The organism is Streptomyces sp. NPDC008139 (assembly GCF_042957025.1).
GTDB lineage: Bacteria > Actinomycetota > Actinomycetes > Streptomycetales > Streptomycetaceae > Actinacidiphila.
In genome coordinates, this window is sequence record NZ_JBIBHM010000024.1 from 1 (window position 1) to 26,661 (window position 26,661).

General features: G+C 71.4%; 25 protein-coding genes and 1 pseudogene. 11 read left to right on the forward strand and 15 right to left on the reverse strand.

Translation table 11 applies throughout. The features are described from left to right. The first annotated feature begins 167 nt into the window (after window positions 1-167). A complete protein-coding gene (locus ACFZBB_RS33260) occupies window positions 168-1,292 on the forward strand; it encodes an IS30 family transposase (protein WP_391130479.1) in 1,125 nt (374 codons plus the stop codon). On the opposite strand, the gene ACFZBB_RS33265 is transcribed toward ACFZBB_RS33260, so the two are convergent. From ACFZBB_RS33265 to ACFZBB_RS33280, 4 genes are all read right to left on the reverse strand, one after another. Then, window positions 1,248-1,562, reverse strand: a complete 315-nt coding sequence (locus tag ACFZBB_RS33265) for a transposase (RefSeq protein WP_391130482.1) — start codon at window positions 1,560-1,562, stop codon at window positions 1,248-1,250. The two genes, ACFZBB_RS33260 and ACFZBB_RS33265, sit on opposite strands and share 45 nt — an antisense overlap. Continuing rightward, complete coding sequence (locus tag ACFZBB_RS33270; RefSeq protein ID WP_391130485.1) at window positions 1,502-2,035, reverse strand: tectonin domain-containing protein; 534 nt, start codon at window positions 2,033-2,035, stop codon at window positions 1,502-1,504. The genes ACFZBB_RS33265 and ACFZBB_RS33270 overlap by 61 nt, the downstream gene beginning before the upstream one ends. Window positions 2,036-2,967: 932 nt before the next feature. Next, on the reverse strand, window positions 2,968-3,468 hold the full coding sequence (locus ACFZBB_RS33275; RefSeq protein ID WP_391130488.1) for a cupin domain-containing protein: 501 nt from the start codon (window positions 3,466-3,468) through the stop codon (window positions 2,968-2,970). A 36-nt stretch (window positions 3,469-3,504) separates the two neighbouring features. After that, window positions 3,505-4,452, reverse strand: a complete 948-nt coding sequence (locus ACFZBB_RS33280; RefSeq protein ID WP_391130491.1) for a zinc-binding dehydrogenase — start codon at window positions 4,450-4,452, stop codon at window positions 3,505-3,507. 264 nt (window positions 4,453-4,716) lie between these two features. Between ACFZBB_RS33280 and ACFZBB_RS33285 the strand changes: the two genes are divergently transcribed. The 3 genes and pseudogenes from ACFZBB_RS33285 (at window position 4,717) to ACFZBB_RS33295 (ending at window position 6,236) form a co-directional block, all read left to right on the forward strand. Then, window positions 4,717-5,700 carry a helix-turn-helix domain-containing protein gene (locus ACFZBB_RS33285; RefSeq protein WP_391130494.1) on the forward strand — a complete coding sequence of 328 codons (984 nt, stop codon included), beginning with the start codon at window positions 4,717-4,719 and terminating at the stop codon, window positions 5,698-5,700. 13 nt (window positions 5,701-5,713) lie between these two features. Further along, window positions 5,714-5,870, forward strand: a pseudogene (locus ACFZBB_RS33290) (Tn3 family transposase); the annotation flags it as partial. Window positions 5,871-6,071: 201 nt separating this feature from the next. Further along, window positions 6,072-6,236 (forward strand): hypothetical protein, encoded by a 165-nt coding sequence (locus ACFZBB_RS33295; RefSeq protein ID WP_391130497.1) that lies wholly within the window; start codon window positions 6,072-6,074, stop codon window positions 6,234-6,236. An 85-nt stretch (window positions 6,237-6,321) separates the two neighbouring features. On the opposite strand, the gene ACFZBB_RS33300 is transcribed toward ACFZBB_RS33295, so the two are convergent. The 3 genes from ACFZBB_RS33300 to ACFZBB_RS33310 form a co-directional block, all read right to left on the reverse strand. After that, complete coding sequence (locus tag ACFZBB_RS33300) at window positions 6,322-7,383, reverse strand: ABC transporter substrate-binding protein (RefSeq protein WP_391130500.1); 1,062 nt, start codon at window positions 7,381-7,383, stop codon at window positions 6,322-6,324. 151 nt (window positions 7,384-7,534) lie between these two features. Beyond that, complete coding sequence (locus ACFZBB_RS33305) at window positions 7,535-8,440, reverse strand: ABC transporter permease subunit (RefSeq protein ID WP_391130503.1); 906 nt, start codon at window positions 8,438-8,440, stop codon at window positions 7,535-7,537. Between the two features lie 28 nt (window positions 8,441-8,468). After that, window positions 8,469-9,293: an ABC transporter ATP-binding protein gene (locus tag ACFZBB_RS33310; protein ID WP_188283828.1), complete on the reverse strand. Its 825-nt coding sequence runs from the start codon at window positions 9,291-9,293 to the stop codon at window positions 8,469-8,471. Window positions 9,294-9,564: 271 nt separating this feature from the next. On the opposite strand from ACFZBB_RS33310, the gene ACFZBB_RS33315 reads away from it, so the two are divergent. The 5 genes from ACFZBB_RS33315 (at window position 9,565) to ACFZBB_RS33335 (ending at window position 15,729) form a co-directional block, all read left to right on the forward strand. Beyond that, window positions 9,565-10,782 (forward strand): transposase domain-containing protein, encoded by a 1,218-nt coding sequence (locus ACFZBB_RS33315; RefSeq protein ID WP_391130506.1) that lies wholly within the window; start codon window positions 9,565-9,567, stop codon window positions 10,780-10,782. 285 nt (window positions 10,783-11,067) lie between these two features. Then, complete coding sequence (locus ACFZBB_RS33320; protein ID WP_391130509.1) at window positions 11,068-13,932, forward strand: nitrate- and nitrite sensing domain-containing protein; 2,865 nt, start codon at window positions 11,068-11,070, stop codon at window positions 13,930-13,932. Window positions 13,933-14,031: 99 nt separating this feature from the next. Then, window positions 14,032-14,454, forward strand: a complete 423-nt coding sequence (locus tag ACFZBB_RS33325) for a roadblock/LC7 domain-containing protein (RefSeq protein WP_355333321.1) — start codon at window positions 14,032-14,034, stop codon at window positions 14,452-14,454. 49 nt (window positions 14,455-14,503) lie between these two features. Next, complete coding sequence (locus tag ACFZBB_RS33330; protein ID WP_188283832.1) at window positions 14,504-14,866, forward strand: DUF742 domain-containing protein; 363 nt, start codon at window positions 14,504-14,506, stop codon at window positions 14,864-14,866. Between the two features lie 95 nt (window positions 14,867-14,961). Then, complete coding sequence (locus tag ACFZBB_RS33335; RefSeq protein WP_391130512.1) at window positions 14,962-15,729, forward strand: methyltransferase domain-containing protein; 768 nt, start codon at window positions 14,962-14,964, stop codon at window positions 15,727-15,729. 12 nt (window positions 15,730-15,741) lie between these two features. Here the strand turns inward: ACFZBB_RS33335 and ACFZBB_RS33340 are convergent, their stop codons facing one another. Genes ACFZBB_RS33340 through ACFZBB_RS33370 form a run of 7 tightly spaced genes read right to left on the reverse strand, consistent with a single transcriptional unit; the run spans window position 15,742 to window position 22,213 of the window. Continuing rightward, complete coding sequence (locus tag ACFZBB_RS33340) at window positions 15,742-16,197, reverse strand: carboxymuconolactone decarboxylase family protein (RefSeq protein ID WP_391130515.1); 456 nt, start codon at window positions 16,195-16,197, stop codon at window positions 15,742-15,744. Between the two features lie 11 nt (window positions 16,198-16,208). After that, on the reverse strand, window positions 16,209-16,748 hold the full coding sequence (locus tag ACFZBB_RS33345; RefSeq protein WP_391130518.1) for a DUF6917 domain-containing protein: 540 nt from the start codon (window positions 16,746-16,748) through the stop codon (window positions 16,209-16,211). After that, window positions 16,742-17,680: a Gfo/Idh/MocA family oxidoreductase gene (locus tag ACFZBB_RS33350; protein ID WP_391130521.1), complete on the reverse strand. Its 939-nt coding sequence runs from the start codon at window positions 17,678-17,680 to the stop codon at window positions 16,742-16,744. Before ACFZBB_RS33350 ends, ACFZBB_RS33345 begins: the two co-directional genes overlap by 7 nt. Continuing rightward, complete coding sequence (locus ACFZBB_RS33355; RefSeq protein WP_391130524.1) at window positions 17,677-18,783, reverse strand: Ldh family oxidoreductase; 1,107 nt, start codon at window positions 18,781-18,783, stop codon at window positions 17,677-17,679. The genes ACFZBB_RS33350 and ACFZBB_RS33355 overlap by 4 nt, the downstream gene beginning before the upstream one ends. Then, on the reverse strand, window positions 18,767-20,233 hold the full coding sequence (locus ACFZBB_RS33360; protein ID WP_391130527.1) for a M20/M25/M40 family metallo-hydrolase: 1,467 nt from the start codon (window positions 20,231-20,233) through the stop codon (window positions 18,767-18,769). The genes ACFZBB_RS33355 and ACFZBB_RS33360 overlap by 17 nt, the downstream gene beginning before the upstream one ends. Beyond that, complete coding sequence (locus tag ACFZBB_RS33365) at window positions 20,230-21,177, reverse strand: TIM barrel protein (RefSeq protein WP_391130530.1); 948 nt, start codon at window positions 21,175-21,177, stop codon at window positions 20,230-20,232. The genes ACFZBB_RS33360 and ACFZBB_RS33365 overlap by 4 nt, the downstream gene beginning before the upstream one ends. After that, entirely contained in the window at window positions 21,167-22,213 is a 1,047-nt protein-coding gene (locus ACFZBB_RS33370; RefSeq protein ID WP_391130533.1) for a Gfo/Idh/MocA family oxidoreductase, read from the reverse strand. The genes ACFZBB_RS33365 and ACFZBB_RS33370 overlap by 11 nt, the downstream gene beginning before the upstream one ends. Before the next feature lie 444 nt (window positions 22,214-22,657). On the opposite strand from ACFZBB_RS33370, the gene ACFZBB_RS33375 reads away from it, so the two are divergent. Together ACFZBB_RS33375 and ACFZBB_RS33380 are read left to right on the forward strand one after the other, a co-directional pair. Next, window positions 22,658-23,860, forward strand: a complete 1,203-nt coding sequence (locus tag ACFZBB_RS33375; RefSeq protein ID WP_391130535.1) for an aminotransferase class I/II-fold pyridoxal phosphate-dependent enzyme — start codon at window positions 22,658-22,660, stop codon at window positions 23,858-23,860. Next, window positions 23,857-25,134 carry a DegT/DnrJ/EryC1/StrS family aminotransferase gene (locus ACFZBB_RS33380; protein ID WP_391130538.1) on the forward strand — a complete coding sequence of 426 codons (1,278 nt, stop codon included), beginning with the start codon at window positions 23,857-23,859 and terminating at the stop codon, window positions 25,132-25,134. Before ACFZBB_RS33375 ends, ACFZBB_RS33380 begins: the two co-directional genes overlap by 4 nt. A gap of 23 nt (window positions 25,135-25,157) precedes the next feature. Here the strand turns inward: ACFZBB_RS33380 and ACFZBB_RS33385 are convergent, their stop codons facing one another. Continuing rightward, the gene (locus ACFZBB_RS33385) at window positions 25,158-26,408 is read right to left on the reverse strand and encodes a nucleotide sugar dehydrogenase (RefSeq protein ID WP_391130541.1); all 1,251 of its coding nucleotides are present in this window, start codon (window positions 26,406-26,408) and stop codon (window positions 25,158-25,160) included. Window positions 26,409-26,661 lie beyond the last annotated feature (253 nt).

Genomic DNA, 26,661 nt, shown 5'->3' on the forward strand with positions numbered 1-26,661 from the left:
CTCGACGCTGTATGCGTACTTCTCGGTGCCGAGCCGCATCTCGTCGATGAACTCGTACTTGCTTGCTACCGGGGATCCTTCGCGAAGTACGCTGCCTTAGATTCAACCGGTCAGAGCAACAGTGCTGGTTGAGGACGGTATACGTGGCGAGGATGGGTCGGCCGGGGATGTCGGACGAGATGAAGGCCGACCTGTGGCGGCGGTGGAGGGCTGGGGAGTCGATCAGCGTCATCTCAAGGCAGATCGGCAAGCCGCCCGGCTCGGTGTTCACCGTCCTCAAGCACCATGGAGGAATCGCTCCAGCGCCTCGCAAGGCGCGGCCTGGAAGCCTGACCGTGGGCGAGCGGGAGGAGATCTCGCGCGGACTGTGCGCCGGCGAGTCCTACCAGGCCATCGCCGGCCTCCTGGGACGCGCAGTGTCGACGATCAGCCGTGAAGTGAACAAGAACGGTGGACGCGACGTCTACCGGGCGATAGCTGCACAGGAACGTTCGCTTGACCGCGCCCGGCGCCCGAAGCAGTGCCTACTCGCTCGCAGACCCGAGTTGAGGCAGGCGGTCCTGACCCTGCTGAAGGAGGAGTGGTCGCCGGAACAGATCACCGGGCACCTGCGCCTCCATCACAGTGACGACGCTGGGATGCGGATCAGCCACGAGACGATCTATCGGTCGGTCTACACCACCCGCTGGAAGGTGGTCCCGCGTGAGCTGTGCAAACGCCTTCGAACTGGCCGCCCGATCCGCAAGAACAAGCGCCATACAGTGAAGGGACAGTGGCGCTCGCAGATCACCGATGCCCGGCCGATCGAGGAGCGGCCCGAAGCGGCAGACGACCGAAGCGAGTTCGGGCACTTGGAAGGCGATCTGGTGATCGGCTCGAACAACAGCCAGGTCGCTACGCTGGTCGACCGGAAGTCACGGTTCGTCACGGTCGTCAAACTCGCCAGCCGTCACACCACCGTGGTCGTTCCCGCGCTCGCTGAGACCTACGCACGGATGGACCCCCGCCTACGCGGCACGCTGACGTGGGATCGCGGCATGGAACTGGCTGCCCACAAGCGGTTCACCGCCGACACCGGTGTCGACGTGTTCTTCGCAGCCCCGCGCAGCCCCTGGCAACGCGGCACCAACGAGAACACCAACAAGCTGCTCCGGCAGTACCTGCCCAAAGGTACGAACCTGTCGGCCTTCAGCCAGGACGACCTTGACGCCATCGCGACGAAGCTCAACAACCGTCCGCGCAAGTGCCTACAATTCCGCACACCAGCCGAGAGTGTTGCCTTGACCGGTTGAATCTAAGGCGGCTTTTTTCAGGAAGGTAACTTCCATCTCCAGCTCGCGGTTGCGTCGTTCGAGTTCCTTCAGGCGCGCTCGCTCGTTAACTGTCAGTTCCGCGTCGGGGGCCGGTTCCTGCTGCTTCTGGTACTTCTTCACCCAGCCGCGTAGCGTCTCCGGGTTCAGCTCAAGCTCCCGGGCGACTTCGGAGATCGTCTTGCTTGACCTCAACGCGATCTGGACGGCTTCCTCGCGGAACTCCGGCGAGTACTTACTGGGTGGCGCCACTTCTTCCTCGTTTCCTTGTTCAGGACAACCCTATTGGGTGCCTGTCCGGAAACTTCGGGGCCCCTCACGTCGGCGCCCGCGCCGATGTCGCTCAGCGCCCCGGGGATCTTGATCCACGGGTTGGCGTCGTGGTTGGTGTACCGGTAGATGGCACCCGCGGAGTCCACCCCCCACACATTCGTCCGCGAACCCGCGTCGATGCGCACCAGACTTCCGTCGATGCCCTTCCACGGGTTCGCGCCGTCGCTGTCCCCGACGTACCGGTAGATCTGGTTGCCGCCGTTGACCCCCCACGTCGTACCGTCGGAGGCCGCGCCGATGTCGCTGAGACCGCCGGGGATGTTGATCCAGGGGCTGGCGTCGTAGTTGGTGTACCGGTAGATCGCGCTCGCCGCGTTCACACCCCACACCGTGGTCCTGGACCCCGCCGAGATCGCCGTGAGAGCGCCCGCGACCTTCACCCAATCCGTCATGCCGAACTCGCCTTCTTTCGCACCAGTGGGTGCCTGCATCCTTGGCGGCGGACGAGACGGCCAAACGGCCCAATAGTCTTATCAATATAGAAAAAGTCTTCAAATCGCTGTTTTGATCACATATGCCTTGGCAGGTAACGGCGGAGGACGCGCGAGGCCGGGAGGCTTCGGCCGAAAGCGCTGTCCCTCCCATGAGGGATCGACATTGCCTGTGACCCGTGCAGGGCGATCGGAAGTGGGCCGCGCGCTGTCACCGTGACCAGTCGTCACGCCCGGAGGGTGCGGCCGAGGCCGTGTGGACGGCCGCCGCCCGATTCCGGGGACCGCCTGCCGGCCGCCTGCCGGTGCCCCACCGGGAAGGCCGCCGTGACCCGTGAAGCCGCAGCCTTCCCCACCACCGCTCTGTTCGAGTTCTGCACGGCGCAAACGCGCCGCTCAGGATCGAAAACAGGCACTCGATGCGGAAGCCCGCGCCCTCGGCTACCGGGCGCGCGTGGAGGCGGCGATCGACGGGCCGCCAGGCCGAGTCCCATGACTGCCCTCGCCCCCTTCTCTACGACTGGGGAAGCAGGGCCGTCTCCGCAGATCCAGCCGCAGGTTGGTCCGTCCGGGTCAGGCGCGGATCGAGCGCACTGTCGGCTTCCGCAGCGGCGGGACCTTGAACTCCCGGGCGATCCGTGCGGCTGTGGCTGGGCGAGCGGCAGATCGACGTCGGTACAGGAGAGGCGGCGGAGTTCGCGACGATGGTCCCGTACGCGATCACGCCCCGGACGGCCCAGCCGAGTTGATCATGGTTTTCGATCGCGACGGACAGCGCGCGGACGTGCGCCGGTGAGGTCGATGACCGTGGCCACCAGGCACGCCGCTGTCGTGACCCGGCACGCGCCGGGGAGGGTACCCACCCGCACCGTCTTCGCCGGCCGGGCCCCTGGCTACAGGAACTCGCTCCGGTAGGCCGAGGCCAGTTGGGCCGCGCGGCGGCGGCGCTCCGCGAGTTCGTCCTGCGACAGTTGCGGCGGCGGCGCGTCCTTGCCCGCGACGATATCGCCGATGCGCAGGAAGTACTCGTCCTGGCCGGCGGGGGTGCACATGCACAGCATCCGGGCCGGCGCTCCCGAGACGTTGCGGAAGTTGTGCGGTGCGTTGGCCGGGATGTTGACCGTGGACCCGGCCCCCACGGTGTGCTTCTCGCCGCGGAAGGTGAACTCGATCCTGCCCTCCAGGACCGTGAACATCTCCTCGAAGTCGTGCCGGTGCGGGGGCGGGCCGCCCCCGTCGGGAACGCGCATGTCGATCAGGCAGTAACGGCCGTCCGTCTGCTCGCCGGTGACCAGCATGGCGTAGGTGTTGCCCACCAGTGAGACGTACGTGGTGCCGGGGGCATCGGGGTCCGCCACGGTCAGCGAGCGGGACGGGTCGTCGTCGGGGATCATCGCGGTCGTCTCCTTCGAGGGCCGGTGGGGCGGCGGTCAGGCGCCGGGTGCGACGACGACCACTTTGCCACCGGGCAGCGTGCCCGCCGCGGCGGCGGCGTGCAGGGCCGGCAACTCGGCCAGCGGCAGCCGCCGGGCGACGTCGACGCGTAGTTCGCCCCGGTCGATCAGCTCCACCAGGTGCGACAGTTGCCCGGCGTCGCTGCGGACGAACAGGTCGACGCCTCGTACGCCGCGCTCGGTGTCGGAGGGCGCGGGCATCCACACAGTGGTGTTCACCAGCACACCGCCGGGGCGGATCAGGCCGAGGAAGGCGGTGAGCTGTTCCGGTTCGACGGGGGCGAGGTTGAGCACGACGTCGACCGGGTCGCCCACCGTCGCGACGACGTCGGCTGCGGTGTGGTCAACGACCTCGTCCGCGCCCGCCTCCGTGACGCGCTTGCTGCTGCCCGGACCGGCCGTGGCGATCACGTAGGCGCCCGCCTGCGCGGCCAGTTGCACGGCGTAACCCCCGACCGCTCCGCCCGCACCGTTGATGAGCACACGCTGCCCGGTGGTCAGCCCGGCGTGCTCGAACAGCGCCTGCCACGCGGTCAGTCCGACCAGCGGCAGCGCGGCCGCGTCCGGCAGATCGACGCTCCTGGGCGCCGGAACCAGGACCTCGGCCCGTGCCAGGACGTACTCCGCGGCGGCACCGGGCCCCGCCATCGGCAGGAAGCCGATGACCGGGTCACCCACCTGGACGCCGGTCACCGCCTCGCCGAGCGCGTCGACCGTGCCAGCGACGTCGATGCCGGGCGTGTGCGGCAGCGCCACGGGGATCGGCCCCTGCATGAAGCCGGCGCGGATGTTCGCGTCGACCGGGTTGAACGACGTCGCCGCCACGCGGACCCGCACCAGCCCGGGGCCGGGAACCGGCTGCTCGACGTCCTCGTACCGCAGGACGTCCGGCTCGCCGTACTGGTGGAAACGCACTGCCTTCATGGTTCTTCTGCTTTCGGCCGAGAGGTTGCGGTGGCCCCGTTCCGCAAGCGGGATTCCGCACGTGAAGCGGGGCACGGTGTCCGACCCGACGCAGGTTCGGCCGGCGGACGGTGGATGCCCCCACCGGGGTGGGAGCACAGCCCAGCGTAGGAATTGCCGTGCGAGGGAAGCGTGTATTTTCGTGCCATCGGATGGGATTGCGGCGACATCCTCGTCGGGGGCGTCGGGGGCGTCGGGGGCGGAGATGATCGGGGTGGAGGCGACATGACGAACTGGCCGCGCTTTCGGGGGCCGGGCACCAGGATGGGCACGTTCGATGTCGACGCCGACACCACCGGCACCGGTCGTGACACGTGGGCGCCGTTCATCGACACCTGGAACGACCGCATGGGAGACCTGTATCCCCTGCCGGAGTTCAGTGCCTCCACGGTCGACGGCTTCCAGGGGACGATGCGCTCGGTGGCCATCCAGGACACCGCTGTCAACGAGCTCTGGGCGTCCTCACCGGTGAGAACGCAGGCGGTTGGCACGGACGAGCACGACCAGGTCAGGTTGTACGTCGGGCTGCGCGGCGCGGTGAGCCTGCATGACCCGCACGATCGGGCCGGTGACGCGCATGTCACCGCCGGCACCTACTTCATGCACCACTGCGTGACGGAGAACCACTTCCACACCACGCCCGTGATCGGCACCCGCATCTTCATCTTCCCCGGCGACGCCCTGCGATCCCTGGTCGCCGGAAAACCGCGCACCGGCCGGGCCACCTCGCCGGCGGCGCAGATCCTCATGGCACACACCAGCACGGTGCAGCGGGTCCTGGGCGACCTCGGGCCGGCGGGCGCGCACGCGTCCCGCGACGCTCTTCTCGAACTGGCCAGGGGCCTGGTCCTCGACCGGTTCGACGACCGCGAGCCCGCCTTCACCCCGGCGCTGGCGCAGGCGGCCAGGGACCTGGCCGATGCCCGGCTCACGGACGCCGAACTGTCGCTGGCCTCGGTCGCCGCGCACCTGCACGTCTCGGTCCGCACCCTGCAACGGGCCTTCGCCGACTTGGAGGAACCGTTCAGCGCCTACGTCCGCCGGCGGCGCCTTGAGGAAGCCGCCGCGGCGCTCGCCGAGCCCGGATCGCGGCTCAGCGTCTCCGAGGCCGCGACACGCTGGCACTTCACCGACAGCAGCCACTTCATCCGCGCGTTCAAGAAGCGCTACCACCTGACACCGAAGCAGTTCGCGCACCGGCTGCCGTGAGGCGTCCGCCGCACTGGACGGCGGGGTGAAGCCGGAGATGGTGACGACCGACAACGCCTCGTACTCCGACATGGTGTTCGGCCTCTTCAGGATCCTTGGCTACAACTTCAGTCCGGTTCTGCGACCTTGGCGATCAGCGGCTCTGGCGGGCCACGATGCCCGGCGTCGAGACCGTACTCGTGCGCGCACTTGGACCACTTCGAAGGACTGTGCTCGCACTCCTTGAAGAATGAACCCATGCCACGGACAAGCTTCTTGGACGTCGTGCTGGCGACCATAACCGCGCCACCTCCTGGACCGATGCTGACGATTTGCTGACCGCAGATCGTCAACCCAGACCCTGACCTGGGCGGAGTCCCGGATCACGTGGTATGTGGTGGAACTTCGTCGCCCGCACCAGCGAGGAGATCACCGACGCCCGCACCGCCTGGCAGTCCGCGACCCGCTTCGGCGACGTCCACGGCTACGACGGCGAGCGGCTGTCCGCCCCCGACCTCCCGCCGGGTCCGCTGAAGGCGCGCGGCCGCGAGCGCTGACCGGGCGGGGGTCACTGCGGGGAATGGCACAGGGCCCCTGGGCGGCGGGGGCGCGCCGGGCAGGGGCCCTGTGGGGGAGTGGGGGTCAGGACGCGGAGTGGTCCTGGGCCGCCTTCTGGACGTACTCGTCGGTGTACGTCTTGGACAGGTCGATCGTCTTGCCCTTCACGCTCGGGTCGACCGCGGTCAGGACGCGGAGCACCGTCTGCGGGGCGTCGGCCGGCATCTGGCCGGTCGGGTTGTACATGCCCATCTCGTTGGCCAGCGCCTGGACGTACTGGTCCTTGCCACTGCCGGCGTAGAAGTCGGCCGGGACCTGCTCGGTGATCTCCGCGGCCGAGTGGGACTCCATCCACTGGAGCGTCTGGTAGACGGCGTTGACCATCTTCTGGACGGTGTCCTTGTGGCTGTTGGCCCACGCCGTCTGGACGGTCAGCGCGGTGCCGGGGTACGGGCCGCCGAGCGCTGCCTTGGTGCCCGCCGCGGTGCGCATGTCCGCGATGATCGTCCCGAGCTGCTTCTTGAGCAGCGTCGAAATGGTCGGCTCGGTGGTGACACCCGCGTCGATCCGGTTGTGCTCGAAGGCCGCCACGAAGGTGGCACCGGCCGCCACCGCCACCAGGTGGGTGTCGGCCACCGCGATGTTGTTGTGGATCGCGAGGTACGAGGCGATGGTGGAACTGGCGGAACCGAGCGAGGTGACGCCGACGTTCTTGCCCTTGAGGTCCGCGGGCGACTTGATCGACGGCGCGTTCGTACGGGCCATCTCGACCATGCCGGGCGCCTGGAGGAGTTGGACGACCGCCTGGGTTTTCTTGCCCTTGAGCTGGAGCTTGAGGTTCGAGTCGTAGAAGCCGATCATGCCCTGGGCGTCACCCTTGAGCAGCGCGTCGGAGACCTGCGGCGTGCCCTGGAGGTTGGCGATCTTCACGTTCAGACCCTGCTTCGTGAAGTAGCCCATCCGCTGCGCCAGGATCAGCGGGAGGTAACTCTGGTTCGCCTGGTTCGACAGGGCGATCGTCACCGTCTGCAGCGACCCCGCGCTCGCCGCGTCGGTGGTCTTGTCGGACTTGCTGTCCGAGCAGGCCGTCACGCCTGTCGCCAGGACTACCGTCGCGGCTGCGAGAACGATCTTCTTGTGCCACATGTGCGTTGTCTTCTCCTCGGAAGCGGGTGGGTCGTGCGCCGTCTCGGGTCGTGCCGCGGGCCGCGAGTCGCCGCGGGGCGGTTGACCGTCGGGGGGATGGCGGAAGGGGCGGGGATGGCGGGAGCTCCGGAGGCGGTCCCGGTCACGGCGGTCACGCCTGCGCTCCGGACTTCTGCGGACGCGGCTGCCAGCTCAGCAGCCACCGCTCCAGCAGCGAGATCAGTCCCTCGGCCGCCAGCGCGAACGCGGCGGTGATGACGAGTCCCGCGTAGACCCCGTTGGGATCGAAGTTGGCCTGCGCCTGGAAGATGAGCAGCCCGAGGCCCTGCTGCGCCCCGAGCAGTTCGCCCACGATCGCGCCGGTGATGGCGAAACCGAAGGCCACGTGCAGGCTGGTGGTGATCCAGCTCAGCGCGGACGGGACGACCACGTGCAAGGTCACCCGGGTGTTGCTCGCGCCGAGGATGCGGGCGTTGGCGAGGAGATCGCGGTCCACCTCGCGGGCGCCCTGGAAGGCGTTGAAGAACACGCCGAAGAAGACCAGTACGGCGGCCAGCATGACCTTGGAGCTGATGCCGAGACCGAACCAGATCGCGAACACCGAGCCCAACAGGATGCGCGGGATCGAGTTCAGGGTCTTGATGTAGGGGGCGAAGACCTCGGCCAGGAAGCGCAGCCGGCCCAGCACGATGCCGAGGACGACCCCCAGGGTGACCCCGATGCCGAAGCCCATCAGGGTCTCCTGCAACGTCACCCACACCTGGTCCCACAGCGGTCCCTGCGACGTACCGTCGCGCACCCAGTCCCACAGCTTCGAGCAGATGCCCGACGGCTTGCCGGAATAGAACGGGTCGACGACCTCCGTCGAGGCGAGCACCTGCCACAGGCCGATGAACGCGGCGAGGACGGCGGCCCTGACAACGTTGACCCACACGCGGCGCCTGGCCCGTTGTCGCCTGGCCAGCGCGGCGCGGGCCGCTCCGGCGTCACTCTTCGGCGGGTCGGGTCGCACGAGGATCTCACCGGTCGCCGACCCGGTCGCGGTGTCGGTCTTCATAGGCTCATGCCTCTTCCGTACGGATGGTTCAGGCCGCCGATTCGGGCGTCACGGTCTCGGCCGACGCGGTCTCGGGCCGCGCGGCCGTGCGGGAGTACGCGAGCTGCACCTCGTCCCGCAGCGCCTGCCAGACCCGTTCGTGGAGCTTGACGAATTCGGGAGTGTGCCGGATCTCGCGGGGATTGCGCGGCCGGGGGAGATCGATCTCGAACTCCTCCTTCACGGTGGCCGGTCCCGCCGTCAGCACCACGACCTTGTCGGCGAGCGAGATCGCCTCCTCCAGGTCGTGCGTGACGAACACGACCGAGGGCCTGGTCAGGTCCCAGAGCGAGAGCAGTTCGTCGGACATGATCTGGCGGGTCTGCACATCGAGCCCGGAGAAGGGCTCGTCCATCAGCAGCACCCGCGGCTCGTTGATCATCGTCTGCGCGAGCGCCACCCTCTTGCGCATTCCGCCGGAGAGCTGGTGCGGGTGGTACCGCTCGAATCCCGCGAGGCCCACCCGGCGGATCCACTCGGCCGCGGCGGCGTGCGCCTCCTTGCGGGACGCGCCCCGGAAGCGCGGGCCCGCCGCGACGTTGCCGATGACGGTCTTCCAGGGGAACACCGCGTCCGTCTGGAAGACGAACCCGACGTCCTTGCCAATGCCCTCCACCGGACGCCCGTCGACGAGCACCTCACCGCTGTCCGGCCGTTCCATGCCGGAGATCAACGAGAGAGTCGTCGATTTCCCGCATCCGGTGGGACCCACGACCGCGGTGAACTCTCCGGGCCTGACGGTGAAATCGATGTTGCGCAGGACGTCATGATTTCCGCCCTGCGGGGTACTGAAGGACTTGCACACGTCGCGCATCGCGATAGGCGATGTCGTCGGTTGCGGCGATTTGACTAGACCATTGCTGTGCCCGTGCTGGGATTCGCTTGCCACGCGAGTGAGGCTGCCAGAACCAACGGGCAGACACCAACCTCGTCGAACAAGGGTGCATTGACTTAAGCGTCCGGAGGCCGCTGACCTCACTCTCCGTCGACGTCGTTGTCCGGAGAAATTCGGTCTAGTGCCTCTTTCTCCCGACTATTCATAGTGGGTTAGACGCGGAGGGTTCTCCAGGGGTAGCTTCTGGCGAATGACGTTTCGCCATCTCGACATATCGCCTGAAACGCATCTTCCCGACCGGCTCGCACTGCGCATGCTCGTGGAGACTTTCCGGCCGGATGTGATGGACCGGCTCGTGGACAAAACCGAGCGCCGAGAGCGCCGCAGGCGTCTCCTGCCCGCACAGCTCATGATGTATTTCGTTCTGGCGATGTGGCTCTTCGGGGCCTCCTCTTATGAGGAGGTGCTCGCCAAGCTCACCGGCGGTCTGCCCGAGATGTTCCCTGGCGCCGGTGTCGGCGGGTCGGGCGACGTGGCCAGCGCGGCCGCCATCGCCCGGGCCCGCATGCGGCTCGGCGTCGAACCCCTCAAGGCGCTCTGCGGCCACCTCGCCGACGCCGCGGGCCACGGGACCCGGCTGGACGGCGAGCGGGTCTTCGTCTACGAGAGCGTCGCGATGGAAGTGCCGGACACCCCCGCGAACAGGGCCGGTTACGGCGCCCCCGACACCAAAACGGCGCCGCGGTTGGACAAGCACCGGTCGCTCGACGTGTGGGTGTCCTCGCTCACCGACTGCCGGCTGCGCGTCTCGGCGGTCGCGGCCATCACGCCCCGGGCCGAGGAGGGCGCCGAGGGCCTGCTCGGGCAGTGGCCCGAAGACCTGCTCGACAAGCGGGCGCTGGTGGTCGGCGACGAGGAACTGATCCCGGTCGCGCTGTGGTCGGCACTGGCCGAGACCGGCGCCGACCAGATCTGGCGCTCCGGCGGCCTCGGCCCCGCCCCGTACTCACTGCCGGTGATGCGCGAACTCCCCGACGGCTCCTACCTGTCGGAACTGGCGACGGACGCGGGTCCCGGCGAAGGTCCGGGGCCGGGGACCGCGGTCCGGGTGGTGCCGTGCGGCGACCGCACGGTCGCGCGAGCCGCCGCGGCGGGACCGGTCCTGGGTGCTCCGCTGCTGGTCACCTCGGTACTCGACAGCACGGTACCGGCCGACGAGATCAGGGCCCGCTACGAACGGGCGGCCGTCGCGAGCGGTGACGGGGTCGCTCACTTCGTCGAGCAGATCACCGGGCCACGGGTGCTATTACGGTCGAAAAGCCCTGAACTCGTGCAGCAGGAAATATATGCACTCCTGTGCACCTATCACGCCGTCGGACACCTGGTATCGCCGCCGCTTTCGGTGGGTCCGATTTCAACCGATCCGACCACTGGACTGGGGGAGTGGGCGGCGGTGAGGCCGCGTTAAGTCAGTAGCGCGACCCTTTGCTCCTGCGGGCACGCGTGTGCTGCAATAAAGTCCCCGCAGAGGGCGTCGAAGTGAACAGACACAAAGAGTCTCCGACCTGGTATGCAGTGGTATGCGGTCGGAGTCGAACGTCCCATCGCGGTGAACCGGATAATCAAGCGTCGCCGCGCCATGCGGCGGCGTTATGAGGGTTAAGGGTTAGTGAATGGAAGACCAGCGGTCTCACGGAGCCGGCAATCCGTTGACATGCGGGGACCGCTTGACACAGCACGATGCGGCGACGGCATGACGAGCGCGCGGAGACGGGGTCGCGCGCCCGCACCGAAATGGATCTCCCCCCTCACCGGGCTCGGCTCCAGGCTCTGGACCAAACGCAAGCTCGGTGACTGGCGGCTGCGCAATCGCATGCTGCTCCTCGTGCTCGTCCCGCTGATCGCGATCATTCCGCTGGCGGGCGTGCGCGTGTTCTCCGCGGTCGGCAACCTCCAGAGCGCGGCCCATATCCAAGGGCAGGCGCAACTCGCCCAGCAGGTGTCCACGCTGGTCAGCGCGCTCGACGACGAACGCGACCTCACCCAGTTGGCGCTCACCGGGTCGGGTACCGCCAAGGACGACAAGCTCGCGGCGGCGCAACAGGCCACCAACGCGCAGGTGAAGGCGTTCGGCCAGAGCCTGGACAAACACCGGAGCAGCGTCGACGCGCTGCCCGCCGCCGTACGCCTGATCGGCGTGCGCGCCGAGGCCCGGCTCGGTGACCTGACCCCGCTGCGCGCCTCGACCAAGGGCCTCGCCCACGGCGCCAACACGCCGACCTTCAGCGCCTACAGCACGATCATCGGCAATCTGCTGGACTTCGGCCAGCAGCTCGCCGCGGTCGGCTCCGACCACACGCTCGGCAGCCTGGTCACCACGCTCGCCTCGATCGAGCAGATCGAGCAGCAGACGTCGAGCGAACGCGGCTTCATCGTCGACGCGCTCGACCGCGGCTTCACGCTGGAGCTCAAGGAGAACATCGAGCAGGCGCACTTCGAGACCGCCAACGGCACCTTCACGAACAACGCGTCGACCTCGCTGCTCAACCTGTACCAGTCGACGGTCAGCGGCGACAAAGTCGGCGCGGCCGACGGCACCATCCAGGTGGTCGCCACCGCCGCGCAGGAGGACATCCCGCTCGACAGCCTCGGCATCACCAAGGCCACCGCGTTCAAGCAGATCACCGACAAGCTCGACGCCGTACGCATCGTCGAACGGCAGACCGTGGCGGACCTCAACGACAGGTCCTCGCACCTGCTGTCGGCCGTGCGCACCCAGCTCTACCAGAACATCGCCATCATCGTCGCCGTGGTCGCGCTGTCCTTCCTCGGCGCGCTGATCCTGGCCAGGTCCGTGGTCCGGCCGCTGCGCCAACTGCGGGTGTCCGCACTGGACGTGGCCGACAACCGGCTGCCGGGCGCGGTCCGCCGACTGCGTGACGTGAACCCCTCGGAGACGGACCAGCCGGTACGGGTCGAGCCGATCGAGGTGCAGTCGCAGGACGAGGTCGGCCAAGTCGCGCGCGCCTTCGACCGCGTGCACTTCGAGGCGGTCCGGCTCGCCACCGAGCAGGCGCGGATGCGCTCCAACGTCAACGCGATCTTCACCAACCTCTCGCGGCGCAGTGAGAGCCTGGTGTTGCGCCAACTCCAGCTCATCGACGACCTGGAGAACAGCGAGCAGGACCCCGGTCAGCTCACCGCCCTGTTCCAGCTCGACCACCTCGCCACCCGCATGCGCCGCAACAACGAGAACCTGCTGGTGCTCGCGGGCGAGGAGCAGAGCCGCCGCTGGGACCAGCCGGTGTCGCTGTTCGACCTGGTCCGCGCCGCGACCGCCGAGGTCGAGCAGTACGAGCGCGTGGTGCTCTACGAACTGCCCGACGTGGCGGTGGTCGGACATGCCGCCACCGACGTCGTCCACCTGATGGCCGAGATCATCGAGAACGCCACGACGTTCTCCGGCCCCGAGACCCAGGTGCTGGTGGGCGCCAAGATGCTCACCGCGGGCGATGTGGTCCTGGACATCGCGGACGCGGGCATCGGCATCCGGCCCGAGGAGCTGGAGCGGATCAACCGGCGGCTCGCCGAGCCCCCGGTCCTCGATGTCGCGATCTCCCGCCGCATGGGCCTGTTCGTGGTCGGCCGGCTGGCGGCCAAGTACGGCATTCAGGTGCGGCTGACGAGTACGGGCAGGACGGGCCTGAACGCGCTCATCCGGATCCCACTGACTTTGCTGGTGTCCGCGAGCGAGTTGGAGGTGGACGGCCCGCAGGTCTTCGACCAGTCGGCGCTGCGGCCCGGACCGTACGACACCGGCGAGATCGCCGGGCTGCCGCGCGGCGGGGTCGCGGCCGGACAGGCGGGCGACCCGCGCTTCGACGGCCCCTACGGGCCCGCGGGCACGCCCTCGCGCGGCCGGTCGTACGACGACGTCCCGGCGGGCCGCCACTCCGGTCAGCCCGACGGCGGCTTCCCGTGGTTCCACGACCAGGAGGAGGGCGGCGGCCCCGACGGCGACTTCTCGTGGTTCGCCTCGGAAGAGGAGGAGGCCGAGGCGGTCGCGCGCCTGGAAGGGCACGGGTCCGACCGGTTACCGATCTTCGACGCGATGAGGTCGCAGTGGCCGGCCGAGCAGGGGCCGCAGCAGGCGCAGCCCCCACAGGGGCACGTACGTCCGCAGGTCCCGCCGCAGCCGCAGGCCCTGCCCCACCAGCGGGTCCAGCCGCCGGCCCAGCGTCCGCAGCCCCTGCCGCAGCCCCAACCCCAGGCGCAGCTCCGGCCGCAGACGCAACCCCGCCCGCCGGCCCAGCCGCCGGGCAACCCCGGTCACCCCTCACCCTCGTGGGCCCGGCCGGGACCCGAGGACGCGGGCGGCCGGGCGACCGGCGGCACGACCGCCCAGGGTCTGCCCCGGCGGGTGCCCCTGAACAACCTTTCGGCCGAGGCGCGCCCGCGCGGCCCGGTGCCGCAGCCGAACGCGGCGCCCACCGCCCCGCGCGCGGCGAACCTGATGAGGGATCGGCTGTCGAACTTCCACCAAGGGGTCAGACAGGGTAAGGATGGGTCCGACCGCGAGGGGCCCGGCCGGACGCCGGGCGGATCGGGTCCGCTATGAGCGGACTCACAGCTCCCACGACCTCCGTGTTTCCCGTGTTTCCCCTGTCCGTAGCGCCGTCGGACGACGTCCTCGGCAGCATAGGAAGCAGCTACACCCATGAGCGATCTGAGCAACGAAGCACAGAACCTGAACTGGCTCATCGCCAACTTCGTGAAGCAGGTGCCGGGAGTCGCGCACGCGGTCGTGATCTCCTCGGACGGCGTTCAACTCCTGGCCTCCGCGTCCCTGCCCAGGGACCGCGGCGAGCAACTCGCCGCGATGGCCTCGGGCCTGGCGAGTCTGACGCAGGGCGCGGCCCTGCTCTTCGAGGCCGGGGTGGTCACGCAGACCGTCGTCGACATGGAGAACGGATTCCTCTTCCTGATGTCGGTCAGCGACGGCTCCGTGCTGGTGGTGCTGGCCTCACCGACCTGCGACATGAAGGTCGTCGGTTACGAGATGGCGTTGCTGGTCGAGCGGACCGGCGACGTCCTCACGCCCGACGTGCGCAGGGAACTGCAGAACGCGCTGGCCGGCTGAGGGCCGGCGCGATGGGCCGTCCGAATCACACCCGGAAGGATGTGCGTTCGTGAGTGGAGACCGAGACCGAAGGCGCAACTCGCCGTTCGTCCGTCCGTACGCCGTCACCCGCGGCCGGACGACGGCGCGGACCGACTTCGCGCTGGAGGCCCTGGTCGGCACGACCGCTCTCGCCTGGGAGAGCGGTGTGCGGTTCTTCCCCGAGCAGCAGGCGATCTGCCGGCTGTGCATGAACCTCACATCGGTGGCCGAGATCTCCGCGCTGATGAACATCCCGCTCGGCGTGACCCGCGTCCTGGTGGGCGACCTCGCCGAGAGCGGCTTCGTCATCGTCCAGCAGCCCACGTACGCCGAGGGCCGGCCGGACGTCACGCTGCTGGAGCGGGTGCTCACCGGGCTGCGCGGCCTCTGAGGCCGCGCGGTCGCGGTACCCGAGGCCCGGTCCCGCGCCGGTCCTGCCCTGATCCCGGCCGTACGACGGCCGCGCCCGACGACCTACGGAGTGCCGTGCCCGAACTGTCCAGCCTCGCCATGTCCTTCGGGGCCGCGGCACGGGAATACGACCGCTACCGGGTGGGTCCCTCGGCGCGGATGCTCGACTGGCTGCTGCCCGCGGGCTGCCCCTCGGTGCTCGACCTGGGCGCCGGGACCGGTCTGCTGACCCGGTGGCTCGCCGAACGGGTCGAGGACGTCGTGGCGGTCGAACCCGACGCGCGCATGCGGCGGGTGCTGACCGGCGTCTGCCCGCGGGCGACGGTGCTCCACGGGTTCGGCGAGCGCATTCCGCTGCCGGACGCGCGGGTCGCGGCGGTCACGGTCTCCTCGGCGTGGCACTGGATGGACCCGGCCCTCACGCTCCCCGAGATCGCCCGGGTGCTCACCCCGGGCGGCTCGCTCGGCATCCTCTACACCCGCCGCGACCGGCGGGTGCCCTGGGTGGACGTGCTGGACGCCTACGTCCACGACGAGATGGGCAACGACGACTGGATCGGCGACCTGATCCAGCGTATGTCCGACGGACCGTGGCTTCCCGACGGTGTCCCCTTCGCGCCGCCGCAGGCTCATGTCGTCACCTGGACGGCCGAGTTGACCGTCGAGGAGGTCGTCGCGATGTTCGCCACCTACAGCAGGTACATCGCCCTGCCGGACGGCCAGAAGCGCGAACTCGCGGACCTGATCGAGGCGAAGGTCCGCGAGACGGCCGAGATGCGGGACGGCCTGGTCGTGATGCCCATGATCTGCCACGGCTGGCGCACCCGTCTGACCGCCTCCTGACCCGTCGGGCGGTCAGTTCGCGCGGGGCTCCTCGGCCTCAACCGGCCGGGTCGCGGTGGCGATGCCGATCCGGTTCCAGGCGTTGGTCGCCGCGACGGTCCAGATCAGGCGGGCCGTGGCTTCGGGGCCGAGGAGGGTGGTGACCTCGGCGTGGACGGCGGCCGGGACGGCGCCGTCGGCGGGGCGGGTGAGGTGCCCCGCCAGGTCGAGGGCGGCGCGCTCGGCGGGTGTGAAGTCGGGGGAGTCGGGCCACTGGGGGAGAGCGGCGAGCTTGAGCGGAGGGTGGCCCGCCGCGAGGGCGGCGTCGTGGTGCAGGGCGGTGCAGTGGGCGCAGCCGTTCATCTGCGAGACGTGCAGGCGGACCAATTCGGCGACCTCGGGAGCCAGGCCCTCGGCGGAGACCCGGGTCAGCTCGGTGAGCGCCTGGAGGGCGTCGGGGGCGGCGGCGGTGGGGTTGACCTGCGGCATGGGCGTGGCTCTCAGGGGTGTGGGGGCGGGGTCTGTTCGAAGCTGACCGGTGTCTCGGGGGTGAGCTCCAGGTCGGCGCCGGTCACCGGGGCGTCGGCGTGGATGAGGATGTTGTAGTGGTTGGGGAAGTGGCAGGCGTCAAAGCCGAGGACCGTGCCGGCGGTCCGTCCGCCGATACGGACGGTGTCGCCGCGGTCGATGACACCGCCGCGGTCCAGCTCGACGAAGCCGAGGAAGCCCACGCGGTCGATCCGCGCCCCCGGGGCGCTGTCGGTGTGGTCGGTGGTGACCAGCTCATGGACCTCGCCCGCGCGCACGCAGCGGCTCGCGTGGGGTTCCAGGGCCATGCCGCGGTCGTCGCGGCGGTGGATCAGGACCTTGACGAGACAGCCGCGGACGGTGCGCTTGAGCCCGTCCTCGCGCGGGGCGGCAGCCCTTTCGGGGGTCGGCTCTTGAGCGGTGGGCTCTTGCGTGGCGGGCTCTTGAGCGGCGGGCTCTTGAGCGGTGGGCTCGTGCGTGGCGGGCTCTTGCGCCGTGGGCGGGGTCAGCACGCCGTCACCTCCGTACGCCGGTACGCGGCCTCGACCAGTTCCAGGGCCGCCGTACCGCCGTGGTCGGCGCGGTACGGGCCGCGGAGCCGGGTGGTGAAGTCCGCGAGGATCGCCGCGTACTCGTGCCGGAGCGAGGACTTGAAGCCCTGGTGCCCGGCCAGCATGTCGGCGTGGTGCACGGACCCGTCGGCGAGCATGACCGTCACGTCCTTCAACTCGCCCGGATACGACCAGTCCAGCTCGACCGTGGCACGCGCGGCGCCGGAAGCGGAGCGCAGCCCGATCGTCGCGCTGCGGTCGAGCCCCGTCCCGTCGTAGCCGATCCGGGCGGTCTCGACGGTCACCTCGCCCAGCAACAGCCGTACCAGGTCGAACGCGTTGGGCCCGTTGTCGGCGACGCAGCCGCCACCGCACCGGGCCGGGTCCAGATACCAGCGGTCCCGCCCGATGTGCTCCTCGATCCGCTCGAAGTACCGGACCGTGACCCGCTCGACCGGCACGTCCCGCGGCAGCCCGGCGGCCAGCGCCCTGACCGCCGAGTTGTAGCGCCGGTGGAAGGCGGTGAACAGCGGCACCCCGGACGCCTGTGCGAGCGCGGTCAGTTCGGCGCCCTCCGCACCGGTGAGGGCCAGCGGCTTCTCCACGCACACCGGTACGCCCGCGCGCAGGAAGTCGGCGCAGAGCGCCGCGTGGGCGTCGTTCGGAACGGTGATCACCACGCCGTCGAGCGACGGCCCGGCGGCGAGGAGTTCGCGGTGGTCGCGGTAGGCGGGCACGGCACCGGACGCGTCCCGTCCGCCCCGGGCGGCGAGTGCGGCCGGGTCGCGGTCGCAGACGGCGGCGAGGCGGGCCGCCGAAGAGGCGTCGAGGGCGGCCAGGTAGAAGCGGGAGATGACGCCCAGGCCGACGACGGCGATCGAGTGCCGGGTCATCGGCGAAGGCCCCCGTCCAGCGGGGCGGGCGCGGTCAGGCCGAACTGCCCTGCCACATCGCCGAGTTCCCGGTACTGTCCGGCGGTGACCGGCACACCGTCCGCACGGTGGGCGTCGGCCGTCGCGCCCTCGGTCCAGCCGGGGTAGCGGACGGGGGAGGCGGGGTCGACCGGCGGGCAGGCGAGCAGGCTGCCGAACAGCGAGTCGGCGTCCGAGGCGACGTCCTCCCGCGGGCGGAGCATGGCGGGGGCGATGGCGGCGACCAGAATGCCGATGTCGTCGTCGCGGCCCGAAGGGCGCCCGTCCCCGTCCAGCGCCTCGGGGGCCGGGCCGAGGCCGGAGCCGCTGACCAGACCGGCCAGCACCTCCACCGCGAGCCCGAGTCCGTAGCCCTTGTACGCGCCGGTCTCCGGTGCGCCGCCGAGCCAGCCGAGGTACGCCTGGCCGCGGTCGAAGGCCGCCGGGTCGGTGACCGGAAGCCCGGCCTCGTCGGTCAGCCAGCCCTCGGGCACCGCCCGGCCCGCGCGGGCGGCGGCGCGGACGCGTCCGGTGGGGACGACGGTGGTGCTCATGTCGAGCACGAACGGATGGCGCGGCCCGGCAGGGGCCGCGACGGCGAGCGGGTTCGTGCCGAGCATCGTGACCCGGCCGCCCGGCGGCCGGGCGATGCGCTGACGGCCGCAGTTGGAGGCCACCAGGCCGACCATGCCGCGGTGCGCCGCGCGGCCCGCGTGGTATCCGGCGCAGCCCAGATGGGTGGCGTTGTGGACGCTGACCAGGCCGACGCCGAAGCGCTCCGCGCGCCCGACGGCCAGGTCCATCGCGTCGGCCGCGGCCCACAGACCCAGCGCGCGCCGGGCGTCCAGGCGGACCGCGGCGCCGAGATCCACGGTACGGTCCGGCTCGGCCGCCGGGTCGGCGCGGCGCTCCTCGAACAGCGGCAGATACAGCCGGGTCAGATTCGTCACGCCATGGGAACTCATCCCGGCCAGATCGCCGTAACACAGCGCCTCGGCCGCCGTGGCCGCCCGTTCCTCGGCGAGACCGCACCGCGCGAAGACGTCGGTGACGAAGGTCAGCAACTCCTCATACGCGAGGCGCACCGTACTGTCCGGCGCCTGCGCCGGAAGGGTCGACTGCGGCGGGCTCGACAACGGCATGGGGCTCGTTCCTCCTGCTGACGGGCGTGGACGGCGCAAGTGGCGTGGACGGCGCGGGAAGTGACGGCGGCGCGGACGGCGCGAGCGGTACGGCGGGCGCGGGCCCGGCCGGCGACACGGCCGCGTCGAAGGCGGCGAGGAGGCGCGGGACGGTGGCCGCGAAGGCGTCCAGGTCGGCGAGATCGGCGAACTCGCCTGCGGCGTGGGCGCGGTTGGCGTCGAGGCTGCCGGGGCCCAGGACGACGGTGTGGGCGTCGGGCACGCCGGACATCCAGATCGCGTCGCAGGTGAAGGCGGGTTCGGCGGCGGGCCACCGCGGCACCTCGGCGCGGTCGAGCAGTGGACCGAGCCACGACGGGTCGCCGTCGAGCGCGGGCAGGCCGCGCTTGAGCCAGTCCAGCCGCAGGATGTCCGCCGCGTCGGCCGCGGTGCGGGCGAACCGCCGGCTGTGCCGGAAGGCGGCGCCGAAGGACTCCAGCCCCTCGGCGACGGCGTCGCCCAGCAGCCGTTCCAGCCGCCGTCCGGTGGCGGCCGAGCCGTAGGAGAGGTTGAGCAGCAGGTCGCCGCTGCCGTAGACGCGGTTGTGCAGGTCGCCGGTGCGCAGGCCCGCCACGCACACCTGCCCGTCGGCCGGGTCGAGTCGAGGGTCGAGCGCGGCGGCGAGGTGCTGGGCGAGATGGCCGAGCAGGACGGTGGCGTTGTGCCCCGCCTCGGGCCGGTCGTCGATCGCGTCACGGCCGCGGACGCTCAGCCGCGCGGTCATGGCCGCGGTGCTGCGGGTCAGGGCCCGGCCGCCGGTGGGCTCGCAGAAGACGTTGAGCCGCCCGTGGTGCCCGGCGTCCACGAGGGGACGGGTGCCGAAGGTGCCGAGCGCGCCGCCCTCCTCGCCGGAGACGGCCTGCACCAGAATCCGGGTGTCGCGGGGGAGTTCGGGCCGCTCCCGCAGAGCGCGCCGCAGCCCGGCCAGCAGCGCGACGGCCGGGCCCTTCGCGTCGGTCGCGCCCCTGCCGTGGAAGCGGTCACCGTCGAACGAGACCGGTTCGAGGCCCGCGACGGTGTCGAGGTGGACGTTGAACATCACCGTACGGTCGCGCGGTGCCCCGGCCGGGCCGAGGGCGAGCACCAGGCTGGGCTGGCAGGCCAGGAACTCCGGCCGCTCGGCGGCGGCTTGACGTACCAGGAGCGGTACGTCGTCGCGGTCGACGCAGGCGGGCGGCGGGGCCGCGTGGTGCAGGACGGTGAAACCGAGTTCGGCGGCGGCCCCCGCGTAACGGCGCTGCGCCTCCCACAGCGCGGGTGCGGGCGCGTCGGGGCCGCATTCGAGCGGGCCCGCCGTCGGCAGCGCGAGCAGGTCGAGCAGCAGGGCGCGGTCGGCGGAGCTGAGCGGGCTCACTGAACGGGCTCCCGCAGCGCCGCCCCGTCCGGCGGGGTGTGCGCGATGGTGCCGCCCGGCACCCGCGCGCACGCGTCCAGCAGATTCCGCAGCGCCACCCCGCTCCTGACGAAGGCGGCGTGGCACCGCTCCTCCGGATCGCGGTGGTCCTCGTGCGGCCGTACGGCGATGTGCGGTTCGATCGACAGCGCGCCCCGGTAGCCGTGGGCCAGCAGGGCGCGCAGACAGTCGGCGATCCGCAGGTCGCCGGTGCCCGGCTCGCAGTAGGCGGGGCGGCCGTCGGGGGCGATGACGGCGTCCTTGACGTGGACGTGCAGGATCCGGTCGGCGTACGGCAGCAGTTCGGTCAGCAGCCGGTGGCCGTCGTAGCCGTACGCGGGGCCGTTGCCGGTGTCGAAGAGCAGGGCGAGCCCCGGGCCCGCGGTCTCCAGGAGGCGGACCATACGGGTCGCGTCGGCGCCCGCCCAGCCGGAGCAGTTCTCGTGCACCAGCGTCAGGCCCGACTCGGCGGCGCGGTGGGCGAGTTCGCGGACGCGGCGCAGCGCCTCACGCTCCCAGGCGTCGGCGTCGAGCCCGTCGTTCGGGAAGGACATCACGCGGACGAAGCGGGTGCCGAGCCGGGCGCAACGCTGTTCCAGGACCGCGAGTTCGGCCAGGTCGGCGGCGAAGTCACCGGTCACCGGGCGGGCCCAGCCGCCGATCCTCGCATCCACCGCGGCGACCGACACCCCGGCGTCCGCGAGCGTCCCCGCGACCCGGTCGAAGGCGGTAGGGGACAGGTCGGCGACCGGCGTGCCGTCCACGGTCCGCAGCTCGACCGACCGCCAGCCCAAGGCGCTGACGGCCGCGATCTGGCCCTCGACGCCGAGCGCGGCCTCGTCGCCGATCCCGGTGAGGCGCAACGGCTCGTCCGCCCGTACGGCGGTCTCCTGGTCAGTGGGCACCGGCCAACTCCCTTCGTGGGCCCGAGGCGTCGGGCGGGGCCGCCAGATTCTTGGCGTCGGTGAGCAGGCCGACCACGCGCGCCTGCCGCGCGAAGTCCGTGGGGCAGGGGCCGTCGTCCCCGGCGAAGTCGGCGTAGGCGCGGAGCATGAACGCGGTCAGGGCGTCGTCGCGGAACACCTCGCGGTCCCCGGCCGGGCATTCCGGTGTGGTCAGGCGCAGTTGGGCGTAGTGGTCGCCGGCGTCGGCCGGGTAGTGGCCGACGGCGGTGCCGCCGTCGAATCTGAGCGTGATCCGGCGCTCGCGCACCGGTGAGGTGAGGTCGGAGCGGATGTCGCCGAGCACGCCGTCGCGGTGGGCCAGGCGCACCTCGGCGCCGCCGAGCCGGGGCAGCCGCCGTCCGTCCACGTCCAGGTCGGTGCACGAGGCGCCGACCACCTCGGCGTCCCCGGCCAGCCGCAGCAGGACGCCGAGCGCGTGCGGGATCTCGATGTCGAACGCCGTGGGGTGCCCCGAGGTGGCGAGCGTGCGCTGGAAGCGCGGCTTGTCCTGCACGACCGAGATCTGCCGCAGCGCGCCGAGGCCGGGCCGCTCCTCCACGAGGGCGATCAGCCGGTCGGTGAGCGTGCTCGCCAACCAGGGTGCCACGACGGTGGCTTGGACGCCGGGCCGCCCCACCAGCTCCACCAACCGCGCGAGATCGCGCGGCCCCGCCGCGAGCGGCTTCTCCAACAGCAGCCTGCGGAAGCCGAGTCGGAGCAGTTCGGCCACGACCTCGGCGCGGGCGAGCGGCGGGGTGCAGATGTGCACGACCGTGCCCTCCGGGTCCAGCGACTCCCGTGCCCGCGCGAGCGAGTCCACGACACTCAGACTGGTGTCGCCCGCCGCCCGGGCCCGTTCGGCCGGGTCGCGGTCGAAGGCGATCACCGGCTCCGGTGCCAAGAGCCGGGGCCGCAGGTCCCGCGCCTTGGCGAGGACCGGCAGGTGGAGACCCGCCCCCGCGCGGCCGAGGCCGACGACCATCGTGCGCAGCGGCATCTCCTGCGTCAGCCTTCCGTCGACATCGGTGGGGGCGGGGAAAACGAAGCGGAACAGGGCGGTACGGGACAGCGGGGGGAAAACGCCGGGCGCCGGGGGGAGTTGCGGCAAAGAGTGCGGGGCGCGACGACGTCGGTCAGCCTGCTCGCCCGAACCGGGCGAAGTCAAACAAACGCGCCGATAGCGCCCTTTTGCGTGAATCCCCCCGTCGGCCGCGCCGCCGTCCCCCGTCCGGCCGAGGGCCTGGCATAGCGTCGGCCTCCGGCGCGTCCGGGACGCCCGGTTCGTCCGGCACGACCGGGCGAACCGCCGCGTCCGGACGAACGAGAGCGTCCGGATGAACGACCGCGTCCGGACGAGCAACCGCGTCCGGACGAGCAACCGCGTCCGGATGGACCAGCGCATCCGGCGTACCCGGCGTATCCGGGCAGCAGAGAGGCGGAGATGGACCTCCAGCACACCGTCGACCCGCGCGAACCGGCCCCCGCCGACGTGCCGTTCTTCACCCAGGCCGAGTCCTTCTCAGCGCTCTGGCCGCAGATCGAGCGGCACCTGTCGGAGATGTTCGAGGACGGGAAGTTCTCCCACGGCACCAAGGTGGCGGAGCTGGAACGGGCGCTCGCCGCCTACACCGGCGCGCGGCACGTCATCGGGGTCAACAGCGGCACCGACGCCCTGGTCCTGCTGCTGCGCGCGGCCGGTCTGCGGCCGGGGGACGAGGTCGTCGTCCCGGCCTTCAGCTTCGTGGCCTCCGCCTCCTCGGTCGTCCTGGCGGGCGGGCGGCCGGTGTTCGCGGACATCGACCCGGCGACGTACTCCCTCGACCCCGCGTCGGTGGAGCGGGTGCTCACCGCGCGCTGCCGTTTCCTGATGCCGGTCCATCTCTTCTGCCAGCTCGCGGACGTGGACCGGCTCGGCGAACTGGCCGGGCGGCACGGGCTCACCGTGGTCGAGGACAGCGCCGAGGCGATCGGCATGCGCCGCGAGGGCGTCCACGCGGGGCTGTTCGGCGCCGGAGGGGTGCTGTCGTTCTTCCCGACCAAGACCCTGGGCGCGATCGGGGACGCGGGGGCGGTGCTCACCGACGACGACGAGATCGCCCGTACCGTGGACGCGCTGCGCCACCACGGGCGGTTCGGGCGCACCATCGCGGACTTCACCACCATCAACACCAGCAGTTCGCTGCCGGGCTGCAACAGCAAGATGGACGACGTGCAGGCGTCCGTACTGCTCGCGAAGCTCACCCGGCTGGACGCGGACATCGCCCGCAGGGAAGCGCTCGCCGACGCGTACAGCCGGCGGCTGGCCGGAACGCCGGGCATCCTGCGGCTGCCGACGGTCGTGGCCCGCGGCGGCACGGCCGATCCGGTCTTCTACGTCTATCTGATTGAGGCCGAGCGCCGTGACGAGCTGGCCCGGCACCTGGCCGCGCACGGCGTGCGGACCGAGACGTACTACCCGAGTCCGCTGCACCTCCAGCCCTGCTTCGCCGAACTCGGCCACCAGCGAGGCGACTTCCCCGTGGCCGAGGCCGCCTGCGCGCGCACCCTCGCGCTGCCGCTCTACCCCGATCTGACCACCGAGGCCGTGGACCGGGTCTGCGATCTGGTCCAGGACTTCTTCTCCGGAGCCGGAGCCCGCCCATGACGCCCGCGACCACGCCGATGCCCGGGGCCACGCCGATGCCCGCGACCACGCCGATGCCCGGGACCACGCCGATGCCCGCGACCGCTCCCGTGCCTCCGACGCCCACCACCGTGCCTGCGCCCCCCGCGCCCGCGACGGCCCGGGGCGACCGCCCGCGGCTGCCGTTCTTCCCCCCCGACCTCTTCGAGGCCGACCGTGAGCAGCTGCTGCGCGTCGTCCACGAGACCGGCACCGGACCGGCCCAGAAGTTCATCCTCGGCGAGCACACGGCCCGCTTCGAGCAGGCTCTGCGCGAACAGCTCGGCGCCGCCGACGTCGTCGCCTGCGGCAGCGGCACCAGCGCGCTGACGCTGGTGCTGGCCGCGATGGACGTCGGCGCGGGCGACGAGGTCGTGGTCCCGGCCTTCGGCTGCGCGCCGCTGGCCGGTTCGGTCGTGGCACTCGGCGCGACACCGGTCTTCGCCGACATCGACCCCTGGACCATGGTGGTCGACCCCGACGACATGGAACGCCGCATCACCCCGCGCACCAAGGCCCTGATGCCCGCTCACATGTTCTCCGTGATGGCGGACATGCCGCGTCTGACCGCGCTCGCGCGGGACCGCGGGCTGCGGCTGGTCGAGGACTCCGCCGTCGCGCAGGGCGGCGTCCAGGGCGGGGTTCCCGCCGGGCTGGCGGGCGAGGCGGGGGTCTACTCCTTCGTCCAGGTGAAGACCTTCGGCACGGCGGGGGAGGGCGGCGCGGTCGTCACCCGCGACGCGGAACTGGGCCGTACGGTACGGATGCTGCGCAACCACGGGCAGGACGGCGTCCACCGCTTCGTCCACCACCGGATCGGCTGGAACAGCCGGTTCGACGAGGTGCTCGCCGCCTTCCAGCTCCACCGCCTGCCGGGGCTGGCCGACCGTCTGGAGCGCCGCGCCCGGATCGCCGGTCACTACACCGAGCGCTTCGCCGACCTCGCCGAGCGCGGTGTCCTCGCCCCGCCGCCCGGCCGCGACGGCCGCTGTTATTACGTCTACACGCTCCAGTGCGACCGGCGCGACGCGCTCAAGGCGCACCTGGCCGAGCGCGGTGTCGACTCGCACGTCTACTACCCGCTGCCGCTGCCCCGCCAGCCCGCCTTCTCCGGCTTCGCCGCCCCCGGCGACAGCTGGCCCGCCGCGGAACGCGCGGGCGAGCGGATCCTGTCGCTGCCCGTCCACCCGCACCTGAGCGACGCGCAGGTGGAGTACATCGCCGACGCTGTCAGGGAGTTCGCCCTGGCCCCATGACGCCCGCGGTCCGCCGACAGGCGCTAGAGCCGTACGACGCGCTCCCCTGACAGCCGGCCCGTCGTGTCGAAGAGCAGCCGGGCGCCCTTGGTGATCGCGCCCAGGTCGTAGGCGCGGTGGGCCTGGAGCAGGACGACCAGGTCCGCGTCGGCCGCGGCCGACAGCGCGTCGTCGTACCGCCGCAGCCGGGGGTCCGCCAGCGGCAGGTCCGCCGCGTGCGGGTCGTGCCAGCCGACCCGCGCGCCGAGGTCGAGCAGCCCGCTCGCCACCTCAAGCGCGGGCGACTCGCGCAGGTCGTCGGTGTCGGGCTTGTACGCGGCGCCGAGCAGCGCGACGCGGGCGCCGGGCAGCGGCACCCCGCGGTCCTGGAGCAACCGCGAGGCGCGCGCGACGACATGGCCGGGCATGACGCGGTTCGCGCGCAGGGCGGCCCGTACGACCTGGAACGCGTCGGCGGGCGCGCCTTGCAGCAGGTAGACCGGGTCGACCGGGATGCAGTGCCCGCCGACGCCGGGGCCGGGGCGGAACGACTGGAAGCCGAAGGGCTTCGTCGCCGCGCACGCCACCACGTCCCACACGTCCGCGCCCACGTCGTGGCAGTAGCGGGCGAATTCGTTGACCAGGGCGATGTTGACGCTGCGGTAGGTGTTCTCCAGCAGCTTCGCCAGCTCCGCCTCGCGCGTGCCGCGGGCCACGATCACCCGGTCCACGAAGCGCTCGTACAGCGCCGCGCACTGCTTGGCGCACACCTGCGTCACCCCGGAGACCACCTTGGGCGTGTTGCCGATGCCGAAGAACTGGTTGGCCGGGTCGACGCGTTCGGGGGAGTAGCCCAGGTGGAAGTCCCTCCCCGCGACCAGCCCCGACGCCTCCAGCAGCGGCCTGGCCAACTCCTCGGTGGTGCCGGGGAACGAGGTCGATTCGACGACGACCAGCGTTCCCGGCCGCAGATGTGCGGCGACCGTACGACAGGCGGCGGTGAGCGGGCCGAGGTCGGGGCCTCCTTCGGGGGTCAGACCGGTGGGGACGCAGATCGCCACGGCCTGGGCCCGCGCGAGCGGCCCGGGGTCGGTGTCGACGGCGAAACCGGCGGCGAGCATCCGGGTCACGTCCGCGTCGGTGACGTCACGGACCGGGGACCGCCCGCCGCGCAGCGCGGCGACGGTCGACGGCGCGATGTCGTATCCGGCCACCGCGAGCCCGGCGTCGGCGGCGGCGCGGGCGAGGGGCAGACCCACGTAGCCCAGGCCCACCACCAGCAGATCGAAGGACATGACCGAGACTCCCCGGGGACGGTGGGCGCTGCGCGACGGGCGGTCCGGGAAGGCGCCCCGGGGCCCGCTCATCGCGATCTTGAACCAGTCCCCGCCCGGCCCGTGCGTGTGGCGGCCGGGCGGCGGTCATGAGGGTGAATTCTTCACCCTGTCGGCGCTGGTGCGGCCTTCGCGGGAGCCGGGAGCGGCCGGTGACGACCCGCGTCCGGGGCCGATGAGCAGCGGGCCGGGGCACGATCGGGCCATCGGGCTC